The organism is Enterobacter sp. DC1, assembly GCF_000568075.1.
Taxonomy (GTDB): domain Bacteria; phylum Pseudomonadota; class Gammaproteobacteria; order Enterobacterales; family Enterobacteriaceae; genus Enterobacter; species Enterobacter asburiae.
On sequence record NZ_AZUA01000013.1, the window covers coordinates 26,267 to 42,857 of the forward strand.

Here is a 16,591-nt window from a genome sequence, read left to right on the forward strand (position 1 = left end):
CGTTTCAGATGTACCCTACATAAAACACTTATAACCGAAACGCCTCAAGCCGCTTAATCTGCCGCCCTTCCCCGTCAAAATTGCCCGCCACCAGCCAGGCGCGCAGCTCGGCGTCTCTTTGCGGCCATTCGCCGTCAATAATAGAAAGCATATCGCTGTCGCGGTTGCGCCCTTTGCGCACCAGCTTCTGGCGCAGGCGTCCTTCCCAGACAAACCCCAGCCGCTCCGCCGCATTGCGTGACGCAATGTTCATGGAATCGCACTTCCACTCGACGCGCCGGTAGCCGTGCTCAAACGCATTTTTCAGCAGCAGCCACACCGTTTCGGTGCCCATCCGGGTTCCTTTCATCCTGCGCGACCAGGTCACGTGACCAATTTCCACCGACCCCAGCAGCCGCTCGTTAGCCATATAGCTCACCAGCCCCACCGCGCGTTCGGTGCGTAAATCAATGACGGCAAACGGCACCAGCTCGTCGTCCATCACCTTAGCCACGATCCAGTGCGCGGTGGCTTCCACGCTCGCTGGCTGCGTGCTGGCAAGCCACGTCCAGTCGCTGTCGTCGCCCAGCGCGTAGGCCTCATAGAGATCGGCCGCGTGGCGATCGGCATCCAGCGGCTCCAGGCGGCAATACTGGCCGAACAGCGGCGTGCGGGTTAATACGCGAGCGCCTCTCCAGTCGGGAACGATATCGTTAACGGTTTGACCATGTTGATTGATTTCGGGCACGGTGGTGACTCCCTGAAAGGTAAGGAGTTTGTTATAGCAGGTTAAAAAGCGGGCGAAAAGCAGCGTATTTTAATAGCCCGAGCGCATGCGATATTCCCGCAAGATATAAGCAAAGCTGAATTTCGACTTTGCGGAATGTCAGAGTCGACCTAACGTAGCGGAGCATAAAACAATCACAATATATTCTTCTCAGGGATCGCTATGACGAAAAAACTGTTGCCGTTACTGGTGCTGGCTGCGCTCTCAGGCGCCGTCCACGCCGCTACTCCGCCCAACACGCTGGTTGTTGCCCAGGGGCTGGATGACATCGTGAGCCTCGACCCGGCCGAAGCCAACGAGCTCTCCAGCATCCAGACCGTGCCGAGCCTGTATCAGCGTCTGGTACAGCCGGACCGCGATAACCCGGAAAAAATCACCCCGATTCTGGCAGAAAGCTGGGAAGCGGACGCGGCAGCAAAAACGCTGACGATCAAACTTAAGCCCGATGCCAAATTCGCCTCCGGCAATCCGCTGCGCCCGGAAGACGTGATTTTCTCGTACACCCGCGCCGTGACGCTGAACAAATCCCCGGCCTTTATTCTGAACGTGCTGGGCTGGGACGCGAGCAACATCGCCAGCCAGCTGAAGAAAGTGGACGACCATACCATCACGCTTCACTGGACCGCGGACGTGAGCCCGTCGGTGGCGCTGAATATTCTCTCAACGCCGATTGCCTCCATCGTCGATGAAAAGCAGGTCGCGGCAAACGTGAAGGATAACGACTTCGGCAACGCGTGGCTGAAAATGCACTCGGCGGGCAGCGGCGCGTTCAAAATGCGCGTCTATCAGCCGCATCAGGCCATCGTGCTGGAAGCCAACGAGTCCTCGCCCGGCGGCGCGCCGAAGCTCAAAAGCATCATCATTAAAAACGTCCCCGATCCGGCTTCACGCCGCCTGCTGATCCAGCAGGGTGATGCCGACGTGGCGCGCGATCTGGGCGCAGATCAGATAAGCGCCCTGGACGGCAAGCCGGGCGTGAAGGTGCTGAGCATTCCGTCCGCCGAGCAAAATTACCTGGTGTTTAACACCGGCAACAGCGCCAACCCGCTGCTGAACAACCCGGCGTTCTGGGAAGCCTCGCGCTGGCTGGTCGATTATGAAGGCATCACCAAAAATCTGCTGAAAGGCCAGTACTTTGTTCACCAGAGCTTCCTGCCGGTCGGGCTGCCGGGCGCGCTGGAAGACAACCCGTTTAAGTTTGACCCGGCAAAAGCGAAAGCCATTCTCGCCAAAGCGGGCATTAAAGACGCACACTTCACGCTGGACGTGGAGAACAAGCCGCCGTTTATCACCATCGCCCAGTCGATGCAGGCGAGCTTTGCTCAGGGCGGCGTGAAGGTCGATCTGCTGCCTGCCGCCGGGAGCCAGGTCTATGCCCGCGTGCGCGCAAAGCAGCATCAGGCGGCGATTCGTCTGTGGATCCCGGACTACTTCGACGCGCACTCCAATGCCAGCGCCTTTGCGTGGAATGACGGTAAATCCAGCACCGTGGCCGGGCTGAACGGCTGGAAAATCCCGGAGCTGAACAAAGCCACGCTGGCGGCGGTGGCCGAGCCCGATCCGGCGAAGCGTCTGGATCTCTACAAGAAGATGCAGGAACAGCTGCAGCAGAATTCGCCGTACGTATTTGTCGATCAGGGTAAAACCCAGATCGTGGTGCGCGATAGCGTGAAGGGGTATCAGCAGGGGCTGAACGCGGATATGGTCTGGTACGATCGCGTCACGAAGTAGCCCTTCTCCTTCTCCCTCTCCCGTGGGAGAGGGTTGGGGTGAGGGCAACATCGCGCAACAGAGCCGCCTGTTTCCCCTCACCCCCGCCCTCTCCCACAGGGAGAGGGGGTCGTCCGTGCACATTTTCAGGATAACGATTTTCCCATGCCACATCTTTCCACCCGCGTGTTCCAGGGCCTGCTGACCCTGCTGCTCACGCTTCTCGGGCTGCTGCTCGTCACGTTTGCGCTCTCGGCGTTTTCACCGGTCGATCGCGTGCTGCAGATCGTCGGCGATCACGCCAGCCAGTCCACGTACGATCAGGTTCGCCACCAGCTTGGGCTGGATCGGCCCCTGCCCGTGCAGTTCTGGCACTACCTGCAAAACCTTGCCCACGGTGATTTAGGCACGGCCACCGCCACCGGTCAGCCGGTGCTGCAGGACCTGCTGCACGCGTTCCCCGCCACGCTGGAGCTGGCCACGCTGGCGTTAATCATCGGCGCCGTGCTCGGCGTGATTGCCGGGGTGCTGTGCGCCCGCTACGCCGGTTCGCCGCTCGATCTCGCCATCAGAACGCTCACTCTGCTCGGCAACTCGGTGCCGATTTTCTGGCTCGGCCTGCTGATGCTGGCCCTGTTCTACGCGAAGCTGCAGTGGAGCGCGGGTCCCGGCAGGCTGGACGATATCTGGCAGTTCACCGTCGAGCCGCGCACCGGCTTTGCGCTCATAGATACCTGGCTTTCCGGCGACCGCGAGGCGTTCCGCAACGCCCTCAGCCACCTGGTGCTGCCGGTGCTGCTGCTGGCCTATTACTCGCTGGCGAGCATCACGCGCCTGACGCGCTCCGCCTGCCTGAGCGAAATGAACAAAGAGTACATCCTGCTTGCCCGCGCCAAGGGCGCAGGGGAGATGACCATTCTGCTGCGCCACGTGCTGCCGAACATTCGCGGTACCCTGCTGACGGTAATCGCCCTCGCCTACACCAGCATGCTGGAAGGCGCGGTGCTGACCGAAACCGTCTTCTCCTGGCCGGGGATCGGGCGCTACCTCACCACCGCCCTGTTCGCCGGAGACACCACCGCCGTCATGGGCGGCACGCTGCTGATTGGCGTCTGCTTTGTGCTCATTAATAACCTTACCGACCTGCTCGTGCGGGCGACCGATCCCAGGGTGCGCTGATGCCGTTTTATCTTTTCTTACGCCGCCTGCGCCGCTCCCCCGCCGCGTTTTGCGGGCTGGCTGCCATCGCGCTGCTGGTGGCTATCGCCCTGTTCGCGCCGTGGCTCGCGCCGCTTGACCCGAACTGGCAGGACGCCGCCGCGCGCCTGCAGGCACCCAATATCCAGCACTGGCTGGGCACCGACAGCTACGGGCGGGACCTACTTTCACGCCTGATTTACGGCACCCGTCCGGCGCTCGGGCTGGTGGCGTTAGTCACCGTCATCACCCTGCCCGCCGGGCTGCTGGTGGGGATTTTGTCCGGCTACTACGGCGGCTGGCTGGAGCGCATCCTGATGCGCTTTACCGACGTGGTGATGTCGATGCCGCGCCTGATCCTCGCCTTCGCGTTTGTGGCGATGCTCGGCCCCGGGCTGGTCAACGGCGCGCTGGCGCTGGCCTTAACCACCTGGCCCGCCTACGCGCGTCAGGCGCGGAGTGAAATTCAGCGTCTGCGCCACAGCGACTATCTCGCCGCCGCCGAAATGATGGGCATTCGCGGGCTTCGCCTGCTGGTCGGCCATATTCTGCCCCTGTGCCTGCCGTCCGCGATTGTGCGGCTGGCGCTGGATCTGGCGGGGATTATTCTGGCGGCCGCCGGGCTGGGCTTCCTCGGCCTTGGCGCGCGTCCGCCGATGGCCGAATGGGGCGCGATGATCGCCGACGGCATGCAGGTCATTTTCGACCAGTGGTGGATTGCCGCCATTCCGGGCGGCGCGATTCTGTTTGCCAGCCTGGCCTTTAACCTGCTGGGCGATGGCCTGCGCGACGTACTGGAGCCACAGCATGACTGAACAACGCGTCATCGTCGATGCGCTGAATATCGACTACCCCGCCGCGCGCGTGGTCAACAGCCTGAGCTTCACGCTGGGCAACGAGCGGCTGGCGCTGGTAGGGGAATCCGGCTCGGGCAAATCGATGTCCGCCCGCGCCCTGATGGGGCTGGTGCGCAAGCCCGGCATCGTGAGCGCGAACCGGCTTAACGTGCTCGGCAACGACCTGCTGACCCTGAGCTCCCGCCGCTGGCAGGCGCTGCGCGGTAACGGGATTGCGATGGTCCTGCAGGACCCGCGCTACGCGCTGAATCCGGCGAAAAACGTCGCCGCTCAGCTCGATGAAGCGCTCACCCTGCATCAGCGCCTGCCCCGCGCCGAGCGCCTGGCGCGCATTCACGACATCATCCGCGCCGTCGGGCTCAACGAACACGTCCTCCAGCGCTATCCCGGCGAGCTCTCCGGGGGCATGGGCCAGCGGGTGATGATTGCGATTGCGCTGATCAACAACCCGCAGGTGCTGATTGCCGACGAACCCACCTCCGCGCTGGATGCCCGCCTGCGCAACCAGATCCTCGAACTGCTGGTGCAGCAGAGCGAAGAACGCCAGATGGCGATGCTGCTCATCAGCCACGATCTGCCTCTGGTGGCGGAACACTGCGACCGCGTGCTGGTGATGTATCAGGGCGAAAAGGTCGATGAGATGGCGGCAAGCCGGCTGCCGCAGGCGACGCACCCGTATACGCGCACCCTGTGGACCTGCCGTCCAAACGCCAACACCTTCGGCCAGATGCTGCCGACGCTGGACCGTTCGCAGCCGTGGAAGGAGACCAATAATGACGCTCGTTGAGGTTAACGATCTCCAGGTGAGCTTCGGGGAGAAAACGGCGGTGTCCGCCGCCAGCTTTGCCATCGAGAAAGGCGAAACCTTCAGCCTGATCGGTGAATCCGGCTGCGGGAAATCAACTATTCTGCGCGTGCTGGCGGGATTGCAGCGCGAGTGGAACGGCCGCATTTCGATCCTGGGAGACGCGCTACGGCCTGGGCGGCGTTTTGAAGGCGAGCTTCGCCGCAACGTGCAGATGGTGTTTCAGGATCCGTGGGCCTCTTTGCACCCGAACCACACGATTTCTCGCACGCTGTCGGAGCCGTTGAATATTCGCGGCGAGGCGCAGGTCGCAGAGAAAGTCGCAGATGCGCTGCAGCAGGTGGGGCTTTCCGCCGACGCGGGTAAACGTTATCCGCACCAGCTTTCCGGCGGCCAGCGCCAGCGCGTGGCCATTGCCCGCGCGCTGCTGCTGCGCCCGCAGCTTCTGCTGCTGGACGAGCCGACCTCGGCGCTGGATATGTCCGTGCAGGCGGAAATTCTCAATCTTTTGAACCGCCTGAAGGCCGAGCACGGCATGACCTACCTGCTGGTGAGCCACGATGCGGACGTGATTGCGCATATGTCCGACCGGGCGGCGTTTATGGCGCACGGGGAGATCCAGAGGGTGTTTGACCGCGAGGCGATGTTGCGGGGCGAGCACAGGATGGGGTAAGTGCGCGCGGCGGTGCTCGGTGGCGCTGCGCTTACCGGGCCTACGTTTCGTGCCGCGTTGAGGTTTTTTTGTAGGCCGGGTAAGGCGCAGCCGCCACCCGGCAAAACGTTACTTAAGCAGCTTCACCGTGGCATCAATGTCGATCTCATCTTCGGTGAAGATCAGCGTCGTGTTCTGGAAGGTGGTGATCGCTAGCTTCTTCACCGTGCGCATTTCGCCCGGCTTTTTCTCGGATTTCGGCTTGATGCTGTTCATCAGCAGCCCCACCGACAGCACCGCGTTCTCTTTGTCGATTTTGGTATCAGCCGGCTCTTCTTCGTTAAACACCACGAAGGATTTGATGGAGGAGAGCTTCACGCGCTCGCCGGCAATAAAGAGATGTTTGCTTTCGGGGATCACCTTCACCGCATAGGCGGAAAGGCCTTTGTTGTTGGTGGTTGGCTCAAAGGTCACCGCGGCATCTTTCTTAATCAGATCGGGGTTCGCGACCTTAATCACATGAAAATAGCGGTTGTCGCCGTTTTCATCTTTGATAAATCCAAAGCCTTTATCTTTAAACCACGTTGTGATTGTACCGTTCATCGCTGTTACCGCCTGTCAGATCGTAATGACTAAAGTTTTGCAGCGCGCAGTGTAATGCACAATGACGGAGGAGACAAAAAAAAGCCCCTGCACGGGTGCAGGGGAAAACTCATGTCAGAGCTTATTAGAATTTAATTAAACACCATTCCACCATCAATTAAGAGCGACTGGCCGGTCATGTAGTCGGAATCCGGGCCTGCCAGGTATGAGACGCAGGCGGCGACATCTTCCGGCTCGGACAAACGGCCAAGCGTAATGCGTTTGGCAAAGGTTTCCGTCCCGTAGCCGAGCGGTTTACCCGCCGCCTCGGAGACCTGACGGTCGATTTCCGCCCACATCGGCGTTTTGACGATGCCCGGGCAGTAGGCGTTAACGGTGATCCCCAGCGGCGCGAGATCCCGTGCCGCGGTCTGGGTTAAGCCGCGCACCGCGAACTTGCTGGAACTGTAGACCGCCAGCTCCGGGTTGCCGGTATGGCCCGCCTGGGAGCAGGCGTTGATGATCTTGCCGCCGTGCCCCTCTTTGCGGAAGGCGTCAATCGCGGCCTGGATCCCCCAGATCACCCCTTTCACGTTGATGTTGTAGACCTTGTCGACAATGTCCGGCGTGATGGATTCAATGGGGGTAGACGGCGCAATCCCGGCGTTATTCACGATAACGTTAAAGCCGCCCAGCGCGGTGCGCGCTTTCTCTACCGCCGCAAATACCTGTTCGCGGTCAGAGACATCGACCTTCACGGCGACGGCGCTGCCACCGTTACGGATGATTTCATCGGCGACGGCTCTTGCCGTCTCAACGTTATAGTCGGCGATGGCGACGGCAAAGCCGTCTTTCACCAGGCGAAGCGCGATCGCTTTACCAATCCCCTGGCCTGAGCCTGTTACGAGAGCAACTTTTTGCATTTCTCTGTCCTTATCGTGAGTCACAAAATCTGGCTGAGATGGAGCTGGCCCATCAGCAGCGGGTTATCGCTGTAGTCGACGGGAATGGCCACCACAGCAGGGCCATCCACATCCATCGCCGCACGCAGCGTGGGTTCCAGCGCCTCGGCGCTCTCCACGGCAAAGCCCTTCGCGCCGAAGGCGTCGGCATACGCTTTGAAATCGACCGGGCCGAACTCGACGCCGGAAAGCCGCTGGTATTTTTTCTCTTCCTGAATCGCCACCATGTTGTAGGCGTTATCCACCCAGATGATGTGCAGCACGTTGGCGTTGAGGCGCACCGCGGTTTCCAGCTCCATGCTGGACTGCAGGAAGCCGCCGTCACCGGAGACCGACACCACCTTGCGGCCCGGGTTGACCAGCCACGCGCCAATCGCCCACGGCAGGGCAACGCCCATGGTCTGCTGACCGTTGGAGATCATCACCTGACGCGCCCGGAAGCTGTAGAGGTAGCGGGCGATCCAGATGTGGAAGCTGCCCATGTCGACGGTGAGCGTCACGTCGTTATTCACAATGTCCTGCATGGCGCGCACGATGCGCAGCGGGTGCAGGGCAAACTGGTTGAGCGAGGCGCCGCGGCGGTCGAGCAGATCGCGCTGATGCTGGCGATCGACCAGAATTTCGGAGGCCCGCTGGCTTAGCTCGAGCTTACGGTCGATGCGGTTAGCGAGCAGGTTCAGCGTTTCGGCGATGTCCCCCACCAGCTCCAGATCCGGCACGTAGTTACGCTCCTCATAGGCTGGCAGCACGTCAATGTGCACCAGCGTCGCGTCGCCGCTGTTCCACATGGACGGCTCGTACTCCACCGGGCTGTAGCCGATGCAGATGATCAGATCCGCCAGATGCAGCAGCCGGTCGCCCGCCTGGTTATTGAACAGACCGACGCGTCCGGCGAAGCGGGTGAAGTGCTCCTGATTTACCGCCCCGGCGGCCTGATAGGTGCTGGTCACCGGAATGCGGCTTTTCTCCAGCAGCTTGCGCAGCGCGGCGCTGTTCGCGGGCTGGCTGGCCATCAGGCCGAGTAAGATGACCGGGTTTTTGGCGTTTTCGATAAGCTTCGCCACGTCGTTAATCGCCGACTCCGGAGCCGGGCCCATCAGCGCCGGGCCGCTGGCGGGTAAAACCGCCCCCGTCGCGGGCTGGTCGACAATATCCTGCGGCAGGCTGACGAACGCGCCCCCCGGCCTGCCGTGCTCGGCGGCGCGAAACGCATTGGAAACCACCTCGGCAATCGCGTCCGGTGAGCTGACCTCCACGGCGTATTTAGTGACAGGGCTGAACATGGCGACGGTGTCCATGCTCTGGTGCACCAGCTTGGCTTTATCCGCCCGCTTCACCGCCCCGCCCAGCGCCACAACCGGGTCGCCTTCGCTGTTGGCGGTGGCAATGCCGGTGATCAGGTTGGAACAGCCCGGCCCGGAGGTGACCAGCGCCACCCCGGCCTTGCCGGTTAGCCGCCCGACCGCCGCCGCCATAAACGCCGCGTTGGCCTCGTGGCGTACCGGAATGATCTCGATGGAGGAGTCCAGCAGGGAGTCAAAGACCTTGTCGATTTTCGCACCCGGGATCCCGAACACCTGCTTCACGCCCTGCGCTTCCAGCTGGCCGACAACCATATCGGCGCCGTGCGCCCACTGACGTGACTGTTTCTCACTGTTCACGGTAGTTCTCCTGTTAGTTTTCGACGGAACGGATCGCTGCATCAAGATTGCTGGGGTGAAGGTTGGCCTGTAAGAACGCGCTGTCGGCGGGCAGGTCAATCATCAGCTTGTGAATTTCACCGAAGGTGAGCACGCCGCTCTCCAGCTGGTAGTCGAGCAGATGGCCCCCGCCCTGACGGTCGTCGGTGATGAAATGCTCGTGATAGCCGGCCACGTTGATGCCCTGCATGTGCTGCGGCGTGCGGAACCCGACCAGCACCCCTTCGCGCTGGTTAAAGCGGAACACCGGCTGGTCGTCCAGCACGTCGGTCATCGCGCGGTACGGCGGCTTCTGGCGCGGTACGGTGCGGGTGTGGGCGTGGCGGAAGTTGCCGTCAATGCGCAGCGCGCAGAACAGGTTGTCGGAGGGGATCTGCTGGTCGATGACGTCGTGGATCTGCTGACGGCTGACCGGGGCATCGAAGGTTTTGCGGTACTGCGGCTGGAACCAGGTCATCACCGCGAACGGCGTTTTCTGCTCCGGCTTCGCGGCCCGGGCGCTGCCGTCGGCGCGCAGCTGGTACACCTGGCTGCTGAAAGCAATCATTTCACCGTCCAGCTCGTTGAAGGTACCCAGACCAAAATCGCCGTGTGCCAGCAGATCGGCGATGGTGGTCTCTCCTTCGTACACACCGCTTAGCAGGGCGCTCATTAGCGATGTCTGATAGATCACGCTGTCAGGATGCTGGGCGGAGAACCCCCGCAGGGTCTCGCACAGGCTGGCCTCACAGTCGCAGGCAGATGAATGCATCATCGTGCTCGTCCTCTTCAACTTTATTTAGAAAGGTTAAATAAATGTTGACCCGATTCAGCAGAGAGTTCCAATATAGAAACCATGCTGGTTTGAGACGTTTTAGATATGGAACTTCGTTATCTGCGGTATTTTGTCGCGGTTGCACGCGAGCGACACTTCACCAGGGCGGCCGAAGCGCTGGGTATTTCACAGCCTCCTCTGAGTCAGCAGATCAAACGGCTCGAAGAGGAAGTGGGCACGCCGCTGTTCAGACGCCTGACGCGGGGCGTGGAGCTGACCGAAGCGGGAGAAGCCTTCTACGAGGACGCCTGCAAGATCCTGGCGCTGAGCGACGCCGCGCTGGAGAAGGCCCGCGGCATCGCGCGCGGGCTGAACGGCAATCTGTCGATTGGCATCACCAGCTCCGACGCTTTTCATCCCAAAATTTTCGCGCTGATTCGCCAGTTTCAGGTCCAGAACATGGCGGTGCAGGTTCACCAGGTGGAAGCCAATATGTCGTCGCTGACGACGATGCTGGCGGAGGGTGAACTGGATATCGCCTTCGTGCGCCTGCCGTGCGAGAGCAGCAAGGCGTTCGAGTTAAAAATCCTCGACCGGGAGCCGATGGTGGTGGCGCTGCATCGCGACCATCCGCTGGCGGCGTGCGATTCGCTGGCGTTAGAGCAGCTTCGGGATACGCCGGTGGTGTTGTTTCCGCAGGAGGTCGCGCCGGGGCTGTACGAACGGGTTCACGGCTGCTGCGAGCGGGCCGGGATTGACGTACAGCACGCGCTGCAGTCGTCGCAGCTTTCCTCCTCCCTGAGCATGGTCTCCGCGGGCGGCGGGTTCGCGCTGGTACCGAAATCCATGGCGGCAATTTCACCGCCGAATGTCACCTATCACGCGCTGAGCTCACCGGAGCTCTATACCGATATCGCGCTGTGCTGGCGGCGTTTTGAACGCTCGCGGACGGTGAAGCGTTTTTTGATGATGATGAGCGAGGGGTCATAGCGGCCTATAGGAGTTTTGTAGGCCGGGTAAGCTGCAGCCGCAACCCGGCAACATAGCCTCCGTCGTCAAATCCAGACGTCGTTCTCTGCGGTACGCTCCCCGCCTTCGTGTCCAGTATTCAGGACCCCACAAGGTTCTATCATCATCATTTTTACCGTCGATTCAGCAGACGTTTTATGTTCAACGCCTTTCGGTACAACGTACATTTCCCCTGAATTGACGAGCACATGTCCGTCACGAAAATCAATACGTAACACGCCCTCGACCACGATGAATGCCTCATCGGTTTCAGGGTGCGCGTGCCATATAAAATCACCCGATATTTTGACGATTTTAAACTGATAGTCATTCATCTGAGCGATGACTTTCGGCTGCCAGTGCGCGTCGAAGAGAGAGAATTTATTGTCTAAATTAACAGGACTATACATTGCGACACTTCCTATGGTTGAGAAGCGTCCAGGATAGAATAAGGTCGGGGTGCCGGTCTTGAACGATCGTGCAAATCAGGCAGGATGACCTTTGATGAATTTTTGCCAGCGCCCCGGTGACATCCCCAACGTTTTGATGAACTGACGAGTCATGTGACTTTGATCTGAAAACCCCGCTGCAGCGGCAGCCTCAGCAAGCGACAGACCCGCCTGAATCAGGCGTCGACAGTATTCAAGACGACGCATGGTCACATAGCGATAAGGACTCGTGCCATAAAGCGCACGGAAATCCCGGCTCAGGCTCCAGCGATCTCTGCCACTTACGGCGGATAAGGTATCCAGCGTAATGTTCTGAATGAATTCAGTGTGTATATATTCGCGCGCGCGTTCTGCGGATTGATAATCCATCCGATTCCGGCGAAAACGTTGCCCGCCCACGACGGCCAGCGTGTGGGCGAGATCGTAGAGCGCATCGCCTTCTTCCAGCGTATCGAAAGAGACTTCTGGCGCTTTTAACAGCGGTTCGGTCGCGGCAAAAAGCCGGGGATCGGATGAATTTCCGCCGGGAATAAACGGCAAAGGCTTTCCGCCCAGGATTTTTTGAATTAACGCCGGATCGATATACAGCATCCGATACTGGAATCCGTCGTTCGTTCCCGCCTCTCCGTCATGTATTTCGTCAGGGTGCAGGACCATTGTCCCGCCCGGCAGGCTATGTTGTTTACTTCCCCGATAGTGAAAACTCTGCACCCCGGATAAGGTCCGGCCTATGGCGTAAGTGTCGTGACGATGCGGCTCATAGCCATGCCCGCTGAAATACGCCTCTATGCGTTCTATTTTACCGGGTTGTTGCGCCAGTCTGACCCAGTCTTTGTTGGCTTTTGCCTTCGACATATATAACACCTGATGCCCTGTGAAGTACGCTCCGGTACTACGTTTTCCTGGTAATTGTTTGCCGCATGCCATCTGTTACTCTGACAGAGTACAAAGGATGACAAGGAAGTGAAATGCTTAACCCCGGATTCGTTACCCGCAAAGCGCTTGCTCTCTGGCGGGATGTTCCTGCTTTTTTACCCCAGTTTCAGTTCCATGAGAAACATCGAGCGGTCATTCACACTTCCACCCCTGAAAATATTCTGCCGTTGATTGCAAGCTTTGACGTCCAGCAAGACCCCGTCATTCGGCGGCTGATGTCTTTGCGGCAATTACCGCAGAAATTTCTGCACAATCAGCAGGCTAACTCGACGGGCAACTTTGGGCTGCACAGTTTTACGCTGTTGAACAGCTCAGCATCCGAGCTCTGCTATGGCTTAAGAGGGCAATTCTGGCGGATAGATTTCGGTCTGGAAAAAGCGCCCGATGCGATTGCTTTTCAGGCACCCGCCGCGCTGGGCAGCGCAAAACTGTTGCTGCGCTACCAGATAGCGGAACTGGCGCCAGGTCAACATGAACTCTGTACTGAGACCTTCGTCTATTGTCCGGACAAACGTACTCAACTCAAAATGGCGGCCTACTGGCTGGCAATACGGGCAGGGAGCGGCTGGATCCGTAAAAGGACGCTGGAGGCTGTCAGGTCGCATGTTGAAAATCAGAAGTGAGGGATTCCTGTGAAATGCCCTGTTTTGAACGCTCACATTTGAAGGGAATATGGGCAGGCTGCCATATAAAACTCAGGTGCCAGACATCGGTTCGGCGGGGGGGACATCTTCCCGGGCGACGCAGACGTGAGTAGAAAGGTTGCTCAAAATGAAAAGGTCTGCATAAGGAGTGATCGCGGTGCAAGCTGTGCCCGGCGGCGCTGCGCTTGCGCGGGCCTACGGTTTGTATCGCGGGGGTTTTGTAGGCCGGGTAAGGCGTAGCCGCCACCTGGCAATGCCCTTCTGGAAGCCGCCTCGCAAACTTTCAAGCAACCTTATGTAATTCAGGGTCATCCCTTTCCTTCCCTTTTTCGCCGCCGTAAAGTGCCTGCGTTGCGGCACATCCGTAACCGGGCGTAGGAACCCGTTAGCATAACATGACGTTTTTTTAGACAAAGAGGATGCTAAATGGCGACTACCCCTGGATTTTCTTACGCGCTTTCTGAGGAAAGCGCAGTTCATCACCTCATCAACACTTCAATTTCCGATTCCGCGGATCTTTTCGAACTGGCCGACGCCTGCACCGCGTATGTCAGCGTGCTGGTGGAAACTGACGACGCAGTGACGTTTACCACGCTCTGTAAGCGATTGCTGGCTGCGCTTAAGCGACTGCGGGAGTGCTGCGATGCCGAACTGCCTTCGTATCTGGTTGAACAACTGATTGCGGGGGAAAAGATTGCCTCCTGCGTGCCGGACTGCTGGCAGGAGACGACGCTGCAGGTGGACTATGCCGTTGCGTTAACGCTGGCGGTGATGGGCGGGACGTTGCCTGTCAGCGTAGAGAAAGAACTCACCGGGCTACTGCATGATATGGTCTGGCTGCTGGCGGAGTTTGTGAAGGAGCCGTATATCACAGCGCACTGAGGCGGGTGATGGGAGCGGGAATCCTGCTGGGTAGAAGCATGGTTCCGCGGCCTTACGCTAACGTTGAATGTCTGCTAAGAGCGTGAAGCGGACATTGCTAGCACCATTCTGTGTGAATCACCTGGGGGCAGGTCAATCACATGCTGGCCTCATTCACTACAACGAACCAGAGGAAAAGTATGGCAAAGCAGTATTCTCACGGTGAACGACAACAACATCTTGAAGCTTGTCAACAGAGCGGACTATCTAAGCAATAATATTGGCAGCAACAAACGATCGCTTCAGGCGTCAAAGCGAAGACTTTCGAGGGGAACAACTTGTTTTTGTACATCTGCAGCCTGCTGCATATAATTATTGATAACACTCAAGCGATCATTTTTAATAAAATTTCTCGAAACCTGTTAATATTTATTGATTAATGAAATTAATACTCAGTACAAACAACATGACATCTAATGATTTTAAACTCACTTAAGAAACACCTCATCTGCTTGTGTAGTTATCTTTTTCAATATTTCTTCAAAGACTCTATCATGAGAACTCACAAACCAAATTATCGCATCAAGCAATAGCATTGTTTCTTCTTTAGATATAGAGAAATCATTTTTATTCTTTGGGTGCATTAAACGATTACGAATTTCGAAAAGTTTTTTTAGTTTATCGAACTCCCCAGTCCCGAAGACATAAGAGACATCGATGCCATATTTTCTAGCAAAACACTTCAATGACTCTTTGAAATTTTCCGCCCCAGACCCATTTGTAAATGAGCCATTAATATAACTCAACTGTTTATTGCTAAATGGTTTTTGGCGAGGTTTATCGAGTGTAATCTTAAGTGCACTTTTAAGTACATATGAAAAACCATCAATACAAGCACATGAGCTGCGAATAGCATTTCGACTAACAATGGATCGTTTCTTTTCACTTTTCTTCATCACCTTCTTAAGTATTCGTAAATTTTCATCTATATCTTCAAACAAAACTCCAGTATGAATTGTGATATATTGAATCTCTTGATAGGCAGGAAACAAACAACTTCTACCAAATTCTATGGCTTTTTTCATCTCTATTACCATATCTGTCATATCACTCATTTTAACCTCACAGGGATTTATATTTTAACAAAGGATCTTAAACACTTTTTATTTTATGAATTACCAATGGTTTTATATCCAGCCATTGCTAAGTCTCTTGCAACGCCCTAGTCAATAAAGCTTGTTGCAATCTTGACAGTTGACGCGAATGCTAGTGCTAGTGCTAGTGCTAGTGCTAGTGCCATTCAGTCTATTATTACCACCTGCCACTACTGCAATTGACTTAGTTGGTTTTTTACTAAAATGTCCAACGCAACGATTAGTTGAGTGCCACACACTATAACTCTAAGAACTCGAAGACGTCTTCATCAGACGGAGACTCTGCTGCAATCATTTCATTCATATCTGCTATTGGTGAACGAGGCCGAAGAGATGGCATTACGAACTCTTCTCCGTCTAAATGTTTAAAAATCGCTTGGCTCAGCAGAACAATGTTTGTCCATCGATCCATTAAATGGAGGAATGGGACGAGCTTGATTGTTTCTATATCGATAGTATCACCCGTGTCTCCCCTTCGGACAGGTGAATTATCAAAAATTACAGATAGTACATCTGCCGTATTCGCTCGATTGAGGGACCGCATTTCAATCTGAAGCTTAAATAATGCTTCATATACAGGTGTTTCGACGAAAGCATTAACATGGTGATCGAAATATAGAAAATAACTTGTCTCAAGTGCTCGATCGACTATTTGGGTCTGAAACTGAGCAGACAACAGGTGAAAACCAAACATCGAAATTCTTTTCCAGTACTTACTGATAATCACCGACCGTTCGTTATTACAGCCTTCAAATGTAAGTCTATGCTCCCTGTGAAAGCTCCTAACAGTCTCTATCGGGGAGTGAACGACATCCTCCTTGAATTTCACTAGCCCCGACTTAAGGATCTCTATCAGTTCCCGTGCTAAGAGCTTCCTGAATGCAAGGTTATCTACAGGCAGCCCCGTTAGAACTTGAGACTGGACAACGTCCCAGATATCCCGAAAGTTGGAAAACGTGTGTATCCAATTACCCGTAGGAAGCGGGGATCCATTCTCAAGCGCTTTTTTCGTTTCTGCGTTACGGCCAACTTCAGTGAGGAAACTCGCGAGAGCTTCTGCATCAGAGGCAAATTTGCTAGGTGCATTGAACAAACGTTGGCTAAGTGCGGGGTCAACAGCTTCCTCCTTCAAAAGCCTCTTCAATTCATTGCGCTGCTCACGGTATTGCCATACCTCACTCCTAACAAAGCTAAGAATTTTCATTTTCCCTTGCTTGTGAAGCTCGTACGCTTGCCGATATTCCTGTTGGGTAATACTAATTTTGTTGACTTCGTCATACCAACCACCGACGCGACTACCGATCAGAAGGACAAAATAGTCGGCTTTTTCCATGGCTGTCAAACATGCATCGTAGCTATGCTGATCCAATGGCTTCTGAAAGTCATTGAACTCAGATGCAAGGACAATTGCCCCTTGCTCCTCTAGACAATACTTTAAGGCCGACCTTAGATCTCTGAAATCGTAAATAGTCGACGATATGAAAAAAGTAGGGCGACTCATATTTATGCCCAATGCTCATGCCAAAGAAAGATCTGTATTAAAACACAGACTTT

The 16,591-nt window shown here is 56.6% G+C and carries 17 protein-coding genes; 8 read left to right on the forward strand and 9 right to left on the reverse strand.

Annotated elements, in window-relative coordinates; genetic code table 11:
- Positions 1-28: 28 nt before the first annotated feature.
- Positions 29-727, reverse strand: coding sequence for a GNAT family N-acetyltransferase (locus tag P346_RS00370; protein WP_032662877.1), 699 nt, complete (start codon positions 725-727; stop codon positions 29-31).
- Positions 728-928: 201 nt separating this feature from the next.
- Here P346_RS00370 and P346_RS00365 point away from each other — a divergent pair, with 201 nt between their 5' ends.
- From P346_RS00365 to P346_RS00345, 5 genes are all read left to right on the forward strand, one after another.
- Entirely contained in the window at positions 929-2,497 is a 1,569-nt protein-coding gene (locus tag P346_RS00365) for an ABC transporter substrate-binding protein (RefSeq protein WP_032662879.1), read from the forward strand.
- A gap of 144 nt (positions 2,498-2,641) precedes the next feature.
- Positions 2,642-3,655: an ABC transporter permease gene (locus P346_RS00360; protein WP_032662881.1), complete on the forward strand. Its 1,014-nt coding sequence runs from the start codon at positions 2,642-2,644 to the stop codon at positions 3,653-3,655.
- Positions 3,655-4,488 (forward strand): ABC transporter permease, encoded by an 834-nt coding sequence (locus P346_RS00355; protein ID WP_032662883.1) that lies wholly within the window; start codon positions 3,655-3,657, stop codon positions 4,486-4,488. The genes P346_RS00360 and P346_RS00355 overlap by 1 nt, the downstream gene beginning before the upstream one ends.
- Positions 4,481-5,317, forward strand: a complete 837-nt coding sequence (locus P346_RS00350; RefSeq protein ID WP_032662886.1) for an ABC transporter ATP-binding protein — start codon at positions 4,481-4,483, stop codon at positions 5,315-5,317. Before P346_RS00355 ends, P346_RS00350 begins: the two co-directional genes overlap by 8 nt.
- Positions 5,304-6,008, forward strand: a complete 705-nt coding sequence (locus P346_RS00345) for an ABC transporter ATP-binding protein (RefSeq protein WP_032662887.1) — start codon at positions 5,304-5,306, stop codon at positions 6,006-6,008. Before P346_RS00350 ends, P346_RS00345 begins: the two co-directional genes overlap by 14 nt.
- Before the next feature lie 108 nt (positions 6,009-6,116).
- On the opposite strand, the gene P346_RS00340 is transcribed toward P346_RS00345, so the two are convergent.
- From P346_RS00340 to budA, 4 genes are all read right to left on the reverse strand, one after another.
- Positions 6,117-6,590 (reverse strand): cold-shock protein, encoded by a 474-nt coding sequence (locus P346_RS00340; RefSeq protein WP_023310683.1) that lies wholly within the window; start codon positions 6,588-6,590, stop codon positions 6,117-6,119.
- A gap of 131 nt (positions 6,591-6,721) precedes the next feature.
- Positions 6,722-7,492 carry a (S)-acetoin forming diacetyl reductase gene (locus P346_RS00335; protein WP_032662890.1) on the reverse strand — a complete coding sequence of 257 codons (771 nt, stop codon included), beginning with the start codon at positions 7,490-7,492 and terminating at the stop codon, positions 6,722-6,724.
- Between the two features lie 20 nt (positions 7,493-7,512).
- Entirely contained in the window at positions 7,513-9,192 is a 1,680-nt protein-coding gene (alsS, locus tag P346_RS00330) for an acetolactate synthase AlsS (protein ID WP_032662892.1), read from the reverse strand.
- Between the two features lie 13 nt (positions 9,193-9,205).
- The gene (budA, locus tag P346_RS00325) at positions 9,206-9,985 is read right to left on the reverse strand and encodes an acetolactate decarboxylase (RefSeq protein WP_023310680.1); all 780 of its coding nucleotides are present in this window, start codon (positions 9,983-9,985) and stop codon (positions 9,206-9,208) included.
- 105 nt (positions 9,986-10,090) lie between these two features.
- Between budA and P346_RS00320 the strand changes: the two genes are divergently transcribed.
- Complete coding sequence (locus P346_RS00320; protein ID WP_032662894.1) at positions 10,091-10,975, forward strand: LysR family transcriptional regulator; 885 nt, start codon at positions 10,091-10,093, stop codon at positions 10,973-10,975.
- A gap of 65 nt (positions 10,976-11,040) precedes the next feature.
- On the opposite strand, the gene P346_RS00315 is transcribed toward P346_RS00320, so the two are convergent.
- On the reverse strand, positions 11,041-11,403 hold the full coding sequence (locus tag P346_RS00315; RefSeq protein ID WP_032662896.1) for a cupin domain-containing protein: 363 nt from the start codon (positions 11,401-11,403) through the stop codon (positions 11,041-11,043).
- A 75-nt stretch (positions 11,404-11,478) separates the two neighbouring features.
- On the reverse strand, positions 11,479-12,297 hold the full coding sequence (locus tag P346_RS00310) for an AraC family transcriptional regulator (RefSeq protein ID WP_032662898.1): 819 nt from the start codon (positions 12,295-12,297) through the stop codon (positions 11,479-11,481).
- A gap of 113 nt (positions 12,298-12,410) precedes the next feature.
- Here P346_RS00310 and P346_RS00305 point away from each other — a divergent pair, with 113 nt between their 5' ends.
- Together P346_RS00305 and P346_RS00300 are read left to right on the forward strand one after the other, a co-directional pair.
- A complete protein-coding gene (locus P346_RS00305; protein WP_032662900.1) occupies positions 12,411-13,001 on the forward strand; it encodes a hypothetical protein in 591 nt (196 codons plus the stop codon).
- A gap of 447 nt (positions 13,002-13,448) precedes the next feature.
- Entirely contained in the window at positions 13,449-13,904 is a 456-nt protein-coding gene (locus tag P346_RS00300; protein ID WP_032662902.1) for a hypothetical protein, read from the forward strand.
- 467 nt (positions 13,905-14,371) lie between these two features.
- On the opposite strand, the gene P346_RS00295 is transcribed toward P346_RS00300, so the two are convergent.
- Complete coding sequence (locus tag P346_RS00295; RefSeq protein WP_152537884.1) at positions 14,372-14,998, reverse strand: hypothetical protein; 627 nt, start codon at positions 14,996-14,998, stop codon at positions 14,372-14,374.
- 277 nt (positions 14,999-15,275) lie between these two features.
- Positions 15,276-16,538, reverse strand: coding sequence for a DUF4062 domain-containing protein (locus P346_RS00290; RefSeq protein ID WP_032662906.1), 1,263 nt, complete (start codon positions 16,536-16,538; stop codon positions 15,276-15,278).
- Positions 16,539-16,591: the final 53 nt, after the last annotated feature.

Coding starts and splice junctions, on each gene's coding strand:
- P346_RS00290 (WP_032662906.1), bottom strand. CDS start 16,538: ATGAGTCGCCCTACTTTTTTCATATCGTCGACTATTTACGATTTCAGA.
- P346_RS00320 (WP_032662894.1), top strand. CDS start 10,091: ATGGAACTTCGTTATCTGCGGTATTTTGTCGCGGTTGCACGCGAGCGA.
- P346_RS00355 (WP_032662883.1), top strand. CDS start 3,655: ATGCCGTTTTATCTTTTCTTACGCCGCCTGCGCCGCTCCCCCGCCGCG.
- P346_RS00365 (WP_032662879.1), top strand. CDS start 929: ATGACGAAAAAACTGTTGCCGTTACTGGTGCTGGCTGCGCTCTCAGGC.
- P346_RS00305 (WP_032662900.1), top strand. CDS start 12,411: ATGCTTAACCCCGGATTCGTTACCCGCAAAGCGCTTGCTCTCTGGCGG.
- budA (WP_023310680.1), bottom strand. CDS start 9,985: ATGATGCATTCATCTGCCTGCGACTGTGAGGCCAGCCTGTGCGAGACC.
- P346_RS00310 (WP_032662898.1), bottom strand. CDS start 12,297: ATGTCGAAGGCAAAAGCCAACAAAGACTGGGTCAGACTGGCGCAACAA.
- P346_RS00335 (WP_032662890.1), bottom strand. CDS start 7,492: ATGCAAAAAGTTGCTCTCGTAACAGGCTCAGGCCAGGGGATTGGTAAA.
- P346_RS00345 (WP_032662887.1), top strand. CDS start 5,304: ATGACGCTCGTTGAGGTTAACGATCTCCAGGTGAGCTTCGGGGAGAAA.
- P346_RS00340 (WP_023310683.1), bottom strand. CDS start 6,590: ATGAACGGTACAATCACAACGTGGTTTAAAGATAAAGGCTTTGGATTT.
- P346_RS00360 (WP_032662881.1), top strand. CDS start 2,642: ATGCCACATCTTTCCACCCGCGTGTTCCAGGGCCTGCTGACCCTGCTG.
- P346_RS00300 (WP_032662902.1), top strand. CDS start 13,449: ATGGCGACTACCCCTGGATTTTCTTACGCGCTTTCTGAGGAAAGCGCA.
- P346_RS00350 (WP_032662886.1), top strand. CDS start 4,481: ATGACTGAACAACGCGTCATCGTCGATGCGCTGAATATCGACTACCCC.
- P346_RS00295 (WP_152537884.1), bottom strand. CDS start 14,998: ATGAGTGATATGACAGATATGGTAATAGAGATGAAAAAAGCCATAGAA.
- P346_RS00315 (WP_032662896.1), bottom strand. CDS start 11,403: ATGTATAGTCCTGTTAATTTAGACAATAAATTCTCTCTCTTCGACGCG.